A 10,620-nucleotide genomic window follows, 5' to 3' on the forward strand; every position below is an offset into this window, starting at 1 on the left:
AGCTGCGCGGCGGTCAGGCTCTTGGGCGCGTAGGTGGCCGGGACCTTCTTGGTGGCGCCGGTGTCCCTGGTGGCGTAGGTGACTGCGTCCTCGGCCAGCGCCACGTATTCGACGCCGCCCGGGCCCAGTTTCGGCGAGGTGGACGACCTGCCGCTTGAGGTGCGCGCGTAGTCGATGCAGTAATCGGTGGTGGTGCCGTCGACCGTGTTCGCGTCCAGCGCCTTGAGGCCGGCCGACGATCCGTTCGGCCGGGTGGTGGACGCGCACCCCGCCTTGGGCTTGATCGTGGTCGGCGCGGTGGAGGTCGAGCCCGGCACGGTGGCGTCCCAGCTGTAGAAGTAGGGGGTCCCGGCCGTGTGCTTCGCCGCAGAGATCGTGGCGTTGTAGTCGATCGAGGCCTGGTCGAACAGTCCCTCGTCGGTGTTCGACCCGACGCCGACGATGTCGTAGGCCTTCGGCACGACGGCCTTCCCGCTGCCGTTGACCGGGTCGGCGAATGCCGGCGCCGCGGCCACGAGAACCGCGGCGGCGGCGATCGCGACGCCCGCGGTCACCTTTCTCAGCCTGTGCATGTCCACTCCTCCGGAGTTAGTCCCTGGGGCCGGGAACGGCTGTGCCCGGCCCGCGCTCGGGCGCTTACCCGGCCAAGCCCGGTTGACCGGCCCGGATGCTCCCGACAAACGGGTTAAGGGTCTGATATCCAGCTATACGATGGGAAAAGTCCAGATGAATGGCGGGTGAATTTCCCGATCAAGCCGATTAGATTTGCTGTAAATATCACGAATCGTGTCCCGAGCGCTTCGCCCGGTGCCGGTCTGCCAGCGCACGGCGACTGCAGGACGGCGGCGGACACTCGTGACGGGCGCTGTCCACGCTCCCCGGCCAAAATAGGAACCAAGCGGCATGGACAGAACCGGACAAAATGGGACAGAGAAGCTGCGTCTCGGGTCCTAAGTTGGCGGCCGACCGGGCCGAGCTAACGGCATAGGATACATTTCGCTTCCACAAACCATGACAAAGCGGACAGCTACCGATGCGATTTGTATCCTCAGCGCCACCGTCACACTTCGGCGGGCATGTCCGGACGCGCCCGCTGTTCGGGCGGCGCGTTCCGCCAAAGCGTGCGGGCCCCCTGCCGTCACGGCAGGGGGCCCGCTTAGCTGTACCACTGAGCTTGGGGCTCAGCAGATTGCGGAACCTAGGAGATCGTCCCGCACAGCGAGGTGTTGATGAACCCGTAGTCCACGATGTCCGCCTTCGCGACCGCGCTGGTGCACAGGTAGCCCTTCACCTTGGCGGTCGCCGCGCTGAAGATGGACTCCAGGTACGCCGGGATGTGGTCGGCGGTCGTGGTGCTGTACCGCACGACGTTGTACAGCGTGCGGATGAACTCGGACGGGAACTTCGAGTAGTTGATCACCGGGACCTTGGCGGAGGTCACCGGCGAGACGCCGTTGATCTCGTCGAGCTGGAGGTAACCGGTGACGTTGCAGCCGAACAGGTTCTGCCCGGCCTTCGGCGCCTTCCCGCACACGGGTGAGTGGTACACCTGGGCGACGTAGTCGCCGACGGAGTAGATGAAGATCGCGTTCGGGCTGTTGAAGCCGGCGTACGTGCCCTCGTTCTCCTCGGGCTTCTGGCTCACGCAGGAACCGAGGGTGGTGATGCCCATGACCTTCTCCCAGAACGAGAGCGTTCCCGAGCCGGCCTGCGGCAGGAACACCGTGATCTTGGCGTCCTTGCCGCCCACCTGGTCCCAGTTGGTCGTGGTGCACTTGAAGATGCCCTCAAGCTGAGTAAGGCTCAGGCTCTTGGGCGCGTCGGACCCGCCGTGCTTGGTCGACCGGGTCGCCCACGTGACCGCGTCCTTGGCGAACGCCACGTACGCGACACCGCCAGGGCCCAGCTTCGGCGAGGTTGACGACCGGCCGCCGGACGACCGGCTGTAGTCGATGCAGTAGTGCCCGGTCGTGCCGTCGAGCTCGTTCGCGTCCAGCGCCTTAACGCCGGCGCTTGAGCCGTCCGGCCGGGTGGTCACCGGGCAGCCGGCCTTGGGCTTGATCTTGGTCGCCGCGCTCGAGGTCGAGCCGGGCGGCGTGGCGTCCCAGCTGTACAGGTGCGCGGCCGCGGCCGATACCTTGGCGTCGTAGTCGTGCGAGATCTGGTCGAGCAGGAACGCCGTGGTGTCCGACCCGACGCCCACGATGTCAATGGGTCGCGGGACAACCCCCTTGGGCGGGTCGGCCATTGCGGTGGTGGCCGTGCTCGCCACGAGGGCGGCGGCGGCGAGCATCGCCCCGGCGCCGGCAAAGAGCTTGGTGAGTTTTCGCATTCCCCTGCCTCCATTTTGGCGCCCGTCACGGGTGCTGTGCGGTCCCGGTGCACAGGCCGGCGGACATGCCGATCAAGACTTTGCCTGGGATGGAGCGTTGCGACAAGGGAACGGATGGTGGCGGAAAGCTGATCTCTTGGTGACTCTAGCTGGGCTAATTGCTTAATATCAGGTGAAGGAACAAGCTCTTTCGTACAGCGCAAGTGATTTTAGATGTATATCCGGTAAACGATGAATTGTTGTCCTATGGAAAGACATAATAACGATCTTAGCCAATCTGAACAATAGGAAATAGTCCGGATACCGTCATGTCCTGGCATGCCGTCACGCTGAGTTCCCGGGCCGCCGCGTCCGGTGCGCTCACGGCGCCTCGCGCGCCCGGTGGCCCGCCTCCGCGGCCCGCCGCTACCCGGCCCGCGCGGCCGTCCCGTTGCCGGGCGCCGCGCCACTAGAGCGCGGGCCTGGTGGGTACACACAGTGGGAGTTGGTTTGCCGCATGTGTGCAGTCGGCCGGGCAGCCGGCCGGGGTGGGCGCCGATCGTCGCGGACTGCCGCTTCCCGAAGCTTTATCACCATGAGACAACTGAATGACTCGTTTTTCAGCTAGTTTTGTGCTAAAACCGTGGCACGGACCCGCAGAGAGGGGTGTGACGCATGTCTACCGCCGAAGGCACACCGCCGGTCATCGTCGAAGAGCAAGTGGACAAGGGACTGAAGTCCGGCGCGCTGGGTCTGGTCTCCAGCGTCGTCATGGGCGTGGCCTCGACCGCCCCGGCCTACAGCCTGGCCGCCACGCTGGGGCTCATCGTGGTGGTCATCGGGCTCGGCGCGCCCATCGTCGCGCTGCTCGCGTTCATCCCGATGCTGCTGACCTCGATCGGGTACAGCGAGATGAACAAGGCCGACCCGGACTGCGGCACCACGTTCACCTGGGCGACGCGCGCGTTCGGCCCCAAGATCGGCTGGGCGGGCGGCTGGGGGATCGTCGCCGCGGACATCCTGGTCATGGCGAGCCTGGCGCAGATCGCCGGGCAGTACGTGTTCCAGCTCTTCGGCGCCCACGGCATCGGCGGGGACCCGACGAGCGGCTGGGTGCTGCTGGTCGGCGTGGCGTGGATCATCGCGATGAGCTACATCTGCTACCGCGGCATCGAGGTGTCCGCGGCGCTCCAGCGGTTCCTGCTGAGCATCGAGGTGGTCATGCTGCTGCTGCTCTCGGTGGTCGCGCTGGTCCGGGTGGGCATCGGCCATCATCCAAGCCTGTCGATCACCCCGTCCCTCACGTGGTTCAACCCCTTCCAGAAGGGCTTCTCTGCATTCGTCAGCGGCCTGATCCTGATGCTGTTCATCTACTGGGGCTGGGACACGGCGGTCTCGGTCAACGAGGAGACCGCGGACAAGGAGAAGACGCCAGGGCGCGCGGCGATCATCTCGACGTTCATCCTGCTGATCACCTACGTGCTGACGATCTTCGCCGCCCAGTCGTTCGCGGGCGTGGGAGACAAGGGCGTCGGACTGGCCAACCCGGCCCACGTGTTCGACGTCTTGTCGGTGCTCGGCAGCTCGGTGTTCGGGACCTCCGGCCTCGGCCGGGTCCTCGCCCAGCTGCTGATCCTGATGGTGCTCAGCTCGGCGGCGGCGTCGACGCAGACGACGATCCTGCCCACGGCGCGCACCACGCTGTCGATGGCGGTCTACGGGGCGCTCCCGAAGGCGTTCGCCAGGATGCACCCGCGCTACCTGACCCCTACGGTCTCGACGATCGTGATGGGCGCCATCTCGATCGCGCTGTACATCCCGTTCAACTACCTGTCGGGCGGGAACATGATCCTCGACGCGGTGACCGGGATCGGCCTGTACATCGCCTTCTACTACGGCCTGACCGCGTTCGCCTGCGCCTGGTACTACCGCAAGACGCTGACCTCAAGCGCCCGCAACCTCTGGATGCAGGGCATCCTGCCCGTGCTCGGCGGCCTGATCATGTACGCCGCCGGCGGGTGGAGCCTGTGGGCGGACTGGGACGTGGCGACCGAGAACAGCTACACCACCTGGCTGATGCCGTTCTGGCCGCACTGGTACATCGGCGGGGCCTTCACGATCGCCTTCGTCTCCGCGCTCGTGGGCCTTGTCGCGGCGGTCTGGCTGCGGATCGTCAAGCCGGCGTACTTCCGCAAGCAGACCCTGACCAGGGCAACCCCCACGCTCGTCCCCGACGAGTCGTAGCCGCAATGCCGGGGAGTTAAGGTCCGGGAGTAGTGGTTAAGGACCGTCGGCGGCGTGTCCTCGTGATTGGGCCAGCTGCGTCAACGGCCCGGCTGTATCGGGCCAGCCGCGCCAACGGCCCGGCTGTATCGGGCCAGCTGCGCCAACGGCCCGATTGCCGGATCCGTGGCGGCCGTGGCCTCGCGGCCCTAGAGCCTGTTCAGCACGCCGCTGAGGAACTGCGCGGTCTTGGCGGCTGGCTCGGCCTGGAGGCAGATCTGCTCCATCACCTCGAGGTAGCTGTCGACGTCGGTCGGCTTGTCGAGGTACAGGGCGCTGGTCAGCTGCTCGATGTACACCGCATCGCGCAGGTCGGGCTCGGCGAACCGCAGGATCGTGAACGGGCCGCCCATGGCCGGGTGGGCGCCCGCCGTGAACGGCAGGACCTGCAGCGTCACCGCGGGGTGGTCGCTCATGTCGATCAGGTGGCGCACCTGCTCCCGCATGACAGGACTGCCGCCCATGGGCCGGCACAGCGCGCCCTCGTCGATCACGGCCCACAGCCGCGGCGGGCTCTCCCGGTTCAGGATCTGCTGACGGGAGAGCCGTGCCTCGACGCGGCGTTCGACATCCTCTGCGGTCAGGGCGTTGCCCAGCCGCATGATCGCCCGGGCGTAGCCTTCGGTCTGCAGCAGGCCAGGGACGAACTGCAGCTCGAAGTTCCGGATGAACGAGGCGGCGGCCTCCAGGCCGAAATATGGCTCTACCCAGTGCGGCAGGGTGTCTGAGTAGCCCTGCCACCACCCTGGGGTGTTCGCCTCGCGGGCAAGCTTGAGCAGCGCCTCGCGCTCTTCGCCGGCCTTCACCCCGTACAGGGTCAGCAGGTCGGCGATGTCGCGCTCTTTGAAGCCGACGCGCCCGTGCTCCATCCGGCTGATCTTGGAGTGCGAGCCGCGGATGGCGTCCGCGGCGTGCTCCGTCGTGATGCACGCCTCCTCACGAAGCCTGCGCAAGTGCCCGCCGAGCACGAGCCGCTGCACAGTCGGACCCGCGTAGCGCGGGCCAAACAAGGACTGCGGGGCCTCCCAGGAGGAGGCCCCGGTGGGGGTGTCCCAGGATGAGTCCTCAGACGAGAGCATCGCTACTCCTCGGTCACTGCCCGGTCATGGCGATGGGGCATGCGTCAGTCTCCCACGTGATCATGCCATCGCGAAAGAGGAGTGCATGACAATTCAAGAGATGCCCGAGGTCATCAATCTTGCCTGCGATCGCATGCAGGTGCAAGACCTCTCATTGACGCGCTGCTTATCGCGTCAATGAGAGTACGTGATCGAACTCTCCGTCCTTCGCCCCCGCCAGGAATGCGGCTATCTCGGCGTGGGTATAGATGAGTGCCGGCCCGCCGGGAAAGCGGGAGTTGCGCACGGCGATCTCACCGTCTGGCAGCAGCGCTACCTCCACGCACGCCCCGTTGGGGTTGCTGTGCTGGCTCTTCTGCCAGGTGACTTCGGTGAGTTCCGAGGCCGGCATGCCGTTGTAGTTGTTGCTCATGTTCCTTCCAGTGGCGAATCGTAAATCTTGTATATGAACATCCCCCCACCTGTGATCACTGTAAGTGATCGATGGCCACGTGTCGCGAGCAGACGATCACCCGCCGAGGCGGGCGGGCTCCGAGCGTGGGGCGGGTTAAGGCGTGTCAGCCGGTTCGGCTGGGTGACTCGGGGCTACGAGCCCACCGTCCCTCCATGATGTCGCCGAGAAACTACGGCACTCGTGTGCCGCTGTATAACGCTGCCTTGCCGCGAAACCGTGTGCACGCATCGAATGAACGTGCATCCGGTCTTGCATTTGCACAATATATCAGGCACGATACAAGCGAGGCATACCCCACATACTGCGATAGGCAAGGCTTTTTAGCCCCATGACGATGCAGAAAGCGGTTGCGTTGGCTCACCTGAGGGTTGCTTACGAGCCGGATGATGACGACGACGAGGTGGTCAGCATCCCGGCTCCGCCGGCATCCCCTCCGCAGCTTCTCCTCGTGCCCTCGGCGTGGTGGGAGACGCCGGCCGTGACCAGCCGGCCGCTGAACCCGGTGCCCGAGGAGGCTAGGACCGCGCGTCAGTTCGTCCGGGAGCTGCTCACCTGCTGGGGGCTTGGCCAGCTGACCGACGACGCCGAGCTGATCATCGCGGAGCTCGTGGTGAACGCGATCAGGCATGGTCTGCGGACGGCCCCGCAGGGCGTCGCCGCCGGGTCGTACGCGCTGCGGCTGTGCCTGCTCCGCCGGGTCGGGGAGGTCATGCTGGCGGTCACCGATCCCAGTGACGAAGCCCCGGTACCCCAGGCGCCTGGCTGGACCGGGGAGAGCGGTCGCGGGCTGCAGATCGTCGGCGCGCTCAGCTACGTGTGGGGCTGGTCCCCGATCGAGGGCCACGGCAAGGCCGTGTGGGCCGTCCTGCGGTACGCCTAGGGACTCAGCGGGATACCGGCTCGTCGGCCACGGAGAGCACGTGCTCCACCAAGGCGATGAGGACCTCCTTGGCCGACTCCCTGGACCGGGCGTCGCATATGACGATCGGCAGGCCAGGGTCGAGGTCGAGGGCGATGCGGACGTCCTCGGCGGAATACCTGCGGGCACCGTCAAAGCAGTTGAGGGCGATGATGAACGGGATCTCGCGCCGTTCGAAGTAGTCGATCGCCGGGAAGCAGTCGGCCAGCCGGCGGGTGTCCGCGAGGACCACGGCGCCGAGGGCGCCGACCGCGAGCTCGTCCCACATGAACCAGAAGCGCTCCTGCCCGGGGGTGCCGAACAGGTACAGCACGAGGTCTTCGCGCAGCGTGATCCGCCCGAAGTCCATCGCCACGGTCGTCGTCGTCTTGCGTTCCACGCCGACGGTGTTGTCCATTCCGGCGCTGCTCTCGGTCAGCGGCTCCTCGGTGCGCAGGGGCCTGATCTCGCTCACCGCGCCGACTAGCGTCGTCTTGCCTACCCCGAACCCGCCGGCGAGCAAGATCTTGATGGCACGATAGCTGCGCGGCGCCGCGCCGCCTTGCTCATAGCCCCCGTAGGCCATGAAGGACCTCCCTCAGCGTGTTCCTGTCCACTTGCTGCGCCTTCGTGGGGACAGGTGCCCGGATCGCGACAAGCCCAAGCTCGCGTAGGTCCGCAAGCAGGATGCGAACCACGCCGAGGGGTAGGTCGACATCAGAGGCGATGTCCACCACCGTAGTTGGCGCGCGGGCAAGTTGCAGCACCGACAGGTGTTCCGGTGCGAGCGCGCTCGGGTCCGCCACCCGCGCGCGGGTGACGGTCACGGTCGCGACCAGGTCGAACGCCTCCCCTGAGTGCCGCGTCCTGCCCTGGGTCAGCGCGTAAGGCCGCACGACAGGGCCGGCCTCGGCATCGAGCCACCGCTCGTCGTCAGAGCGCATGGGCGTTTTCTTCCTAAGTGCCAGCTAACGCGGATTGCGTCCGCATGTTGACCGTCAGGTGGTCGCCGGTGCGCTGCACGAGGACTGCCATCTCGTACGCGACCTGGCCTACGTCGGCTTCTGGCCGGGTGAGGACGGCAAGGCAGGTGCCCTGCCCGGCCGCCGTCACGAAGAGGAAGCCCGACGTCATCTCGATGATCGTCTGCCGCACCTGACCGCGGCCGAAGTGCCGCCCGGCACCGCGCGCCAGCGACTGGAAACCCGCGGCCAGCGCGGCCAGGTGCTCGGCGTCTTCCCGGTCCAGCCCGCGCGAGGCGCCGAGCGCCAGCCCGTCCTGCGACAGGAAGACTGCCCGCTGGATGTGCGGGACCCGCAGCACAAGATCATCGAGGAGCCAGTCAAGCTGGCTCACCGGATAGTGGAAATCAGTCCCCATCGACCCTGCCCTCTGTGTCCTGTTGCGCCTGTGAGCGGCCCTGCTGCCAGCCGCGCTGCATAGCGGACAGGGTGTTTCGCATGTCGGTCAGCGAGGCCGCCGTGGCCCGGGGAACCCCCGTCGCGCTCGTCGCCCCCGTCGGCCCGGTCGGGGCGGCCCCCGCCGCCGCGGAAGAGCGGAGCTGCGGAGCGAGGTTGGCCTGGCGGACGCGGCGCGGCAGTCCCTTGTAGTCACCGGAGCCACTTCCGCCTAGATTGCCCTCGTCATAACCTCCGTCGCTGCCCGGGTTGTTCCCGTCATCCGCGCGGGGGCCTTCTGGCGCGGATGACGGCGCCGCGTCGGCCCGGTGCAGCGGCGTGAAGACGTCGAACGACGACGCCGCGGGGCGGGAAACCGGAACGCCGGTCACCACGGGAAGCTCGGAGGTGTGCCGGGCACGCCGGCCGGCCGGCCCGCCGTCGCCCGCGGCGCTGCCGTTGCCGGACTGCCGGACGGCGCCCGAGATGCGGATGCCGGGCCGGGCCGGGTCGACGGCAGGGGGGCCGCCGGGCCCGCGGGACTCGGCAGGCCCGTAGGTTCCCGCAGCCGGGTAAGCGCCCGCGGGACCGGGACCGTACGGCTGGTGAGCGCCGGACCACCCGTTGCCAGCCGGCCCGTACAGCCCGCCGTAGGCTCCGTTGGCTCCGCCGTTCACGCCGGCCGGCCCGGCGCCGGGCCGGGACGCCACGCCCGGGGAGCCGCCCGCGGTGATCGCGGCGGGCCCTTCGGCCACTATCAGCCGCTGCGGGATCAGCGTGACCGCGGTGGTCCCCCCGTACGGGGACGGGCGGAGCGTGACCGCGATGCCGTGCCGCCGGGCGAGCTGCCCCACGACGAACAGGCCGAGCTGCTCGGTGTTGGCCGGGTTGATGTCCGGCGGGTTGGCGAGCCGCTGGTTGAGCTCGGCCATCCGCTGCGGGGCCAGCCCGAGTCCGCGGTCCTCGATCTCGACGGCGAAGCCGTTCCCGACGATCTCGCCGGAGACCCGGACCTGCGTGAACGGCGGGGAAAGCGTGGTGGCGTTCTCGATCAGCTCGGCGAGCAGGTGGATCACGTCAGTGACCGCGCTGCCCGCCAGGGCCGCCGTCGACTGCGTGCTGACGGTGACCCTGGCGAAGTCCTCGATCTCGGCGACGGCGCCGCGCATGACGTCGATCAGCCGGACCGGCGAGGACCAGCCGCGGCCGGGCGGGGCACCGGACAAGATGATGAGGCCCTCCGCGTGCCGCCGCATGCGGGTGGTCAGGTGGTCCATCTTGAACAGGTCCTGGAGCAGGTCCGGATCGGTGGCCTGCCGTTCCATGTCGTCGAGCAGGGTGAGCTGGCGCTGCACCAGCGACTGGTTTCGCCTGGCCAGGTTGCGGAACACGTCGTAAAGACCCGCCCGCAGCCGTGCCTCTTCCACGGCGGACCTGATCGCGGTCTGCCGCACCGTGTCGATGGCCTGCGCGACCTGGCCGATCTCGTCGTTGCCCGCGCGCAGCGGCGGGGCCTCCGCCGCGACGTCCACGCTCGCGCCGCGGCGCAGCCTGCTCACCACCGCCGGGAGCTGCTCTTCGGCCAGCGTGAGGGCGGCGCGGCGAAGCGAGGTGAGCCGGCGGTTGATGGACCGGCCGAGCAGGATCGTGACGAGCAGCGTGAGGATGAGGCCGGCGGCGCCGAGCGCGCCCGTCTCCCATACCCGCCTCTTGGCGTCGATGGCGGGATTCTCGTTGGCGGTCAGCACCGCGCTGGCGGTGACGGTGCCCGCCGTGCTTGCCCCGTGCAGCCACGTCGTGGTCAGCGCCTGCCAGGAGGAAGGAGACAGGCCGTCCCGTTCCATGGCGCGCAGCGAGACGCCGGCCGGCACGGCCTGCTGGATGGTAGCCAGGTCGCTGCGCAGCGCCGCCGGCGCCAGCGAGTCCATCGTGGTGGTGTAGGTCTTGAGCTCGGCCGGGGTGAGCAGCTCCTCGTACAGCATCGTGTCGTCCTGCTGCCGCCCCGCGGCCTGGCTGAAGGCCACCCGGTCGGCGGCGGTCAGCGATCCGCTCGCGAGCGCTCCCGCCAGCACGGCGTCCTGCTCCGACACGTCCTCCTGGGTGTTGACCGCGGAGATCAGCCCGAGGCCCTGCTCGACGGCGGTCGCGTCCGCGATGCTGCTCGCCTCGGCCTGCAGCACCGCCCCCTGGTCGGCGAT

At 68.1% G+C, this 10,620-nt stretch carries 10 protein-coding genes; 2 read left to right on the forward strand and 8 right to left on the reverse strand.

The genetic code is table 11. The annotated features are described in order from the left end of the window. Positions 1 to 572 (reverse strand): hypothetical protein (locus tag Q1N79_RS01770; protein WP_300603325.1); only part of this gene is annotated, 572 nt, incomplete at its 3' end. Between the two features lie 626 nt (positions 573 to 1,198). Next, complete coding sequence (locus tag Q1N79_RS01775) at positions 1,199 to 2,332, reverse strand: substrate-binding domain-containing protein (RefSeq protein WP_300603328.1); 1,134 nt, start codon at positions 2,330 to 2,332, stop codon at positions 1,199 to 1,201. Between the two features lie 654 nt (positions 2,333 to 2,986). Between Q1N79_RS01775 and Q1N79_RS01780 the strand changes: the two genes are divergently transcribed. After that, positions 2,987 to 4,555: an APC family permease gene (locus Q1N79_RS01780; protein WP_300603332.1), complete on the forward strand. Its 1,569-nt coding sequence runs from the start codon at positions 2,987 to 2,989 to the stop codon at positions 4,553 to 4,555. 188 nt (positions 4,556 to 4,743) lie between these two features. Here Q1N79_RS01780 and Q1N79_RS01785 read toward each other — a convergent pair whose 3' ends face one another. Both Q1N79_RS01785 and Q1N79_RS01790 read right to left on the reverse strand, forming a co-directional pair. Continuing rightward, the gene (locus Q1N79_RS01785) at positions 4,744 to 5,673 is read right to left on the reverse strand and encodes a helix-turn-helix transcriptional regulator (protein ID WP_300603334.1); all 930 of its coding nucleotides are present in this window, start codon (positions 5,671 to 5,673) and stop codon (positions 4,744 to 4,746) included. 166 nt (positions 5,674 to 5,839) lie between these two features. Next, complete coding sequence (locus Q1N79_RS01790) at positions 5,840 to 6,085, reverse strand: DUF397 domain-containing protein (RefSeq protein WP_300603336.1); 246 nt, start codon at positions 6,083 to 6,085, stop codon at positions 5,840 to 5,842. A 394-nt stretch (positions 6,086 to 6,479) separates the two neighbouring features. Here Q1N79_RS01790 and Q1N79_RS01795 point away from each other — a divergent pair, with 394 nt between their 5' ends. Next, on the forward strand, positions 6,480 to 7,007 hold the full coding sequence (locus tag Q1N79_RS01795) for an ATP-binding protein (RefSeq protein ID WP_300603339.1): 528 nt from the start codon (positions 6,480 to 6,482) through the stop codon (positions 7,005 to 7,007). Positions 7,008 to 7,011: 4 nt separating this feature from the next. On the opposite strand, the gene Q1N79_RS01800 is transcribed toward Q1N79_RS01795, so the two are convergent. The 4 genes from Q1N79_RS01800 to Q1N79_RS01815 form a co-directional block, all read right to left on the reverse strand. Next, positions 7,012 to 7,611, reverse strand: a complete 600-nt coding sequence (locus Q1N79_RS01800; protein ID WP_300603342.1) for an ATP/GTP-binding protein — start codon at positions 7,609 to 7,611, stop codon at positions 7,012 to 7,014. Beyond that, positions 7,592 to 7,969, reverse strand: a complete 378-nt coding sequence (locus Q1N79_RS01805) for a DUF742 domain-containing protein (RefSeq protein WP_300603345.1) — start codon at positions 7,967 to 7,969, stop codon at positions 7,592 to 7,594. The genes Q1N79_RS01800 and Q1N79_RS01805 overlap by 20 nt, the downstream gene beginning before the upstream one ends. A gap of 13 nt (positions 7,970 to 7,982) precedes the next feature. After that, on the reverse strand, positions 7,983 to 8,405 hold the full coding sequence (locus tag Q1N79_RS01810; RefSeq protein ID WP_300603347.1) for a roadblock/LC7 domain-containing protein: 423 nt from the start codon (positions 8,403 to 8,405) through the stop codon (positions 7,983 to 7,985). Beyond that, on the reverse strand, positions 8,395 to 10,620 hold a 2,226-nt coding region (locus Q1N79_RS01815), incomplete at its 5' end, for an ATP-binding protein (protein WP_300603349.1). The genes Q1N79_RS01810 and Q1N79_RS01815, both read right to left, overlap by 11 nt.

The sequence above is a fragment of the Trebonia sp. genome, assembly GCF_030042015.1.
GTDB lineage: Bacteria > Actinomycetota > Actinomycetes > Streptosporangiales > Streptosporangiaceae > Trebonia.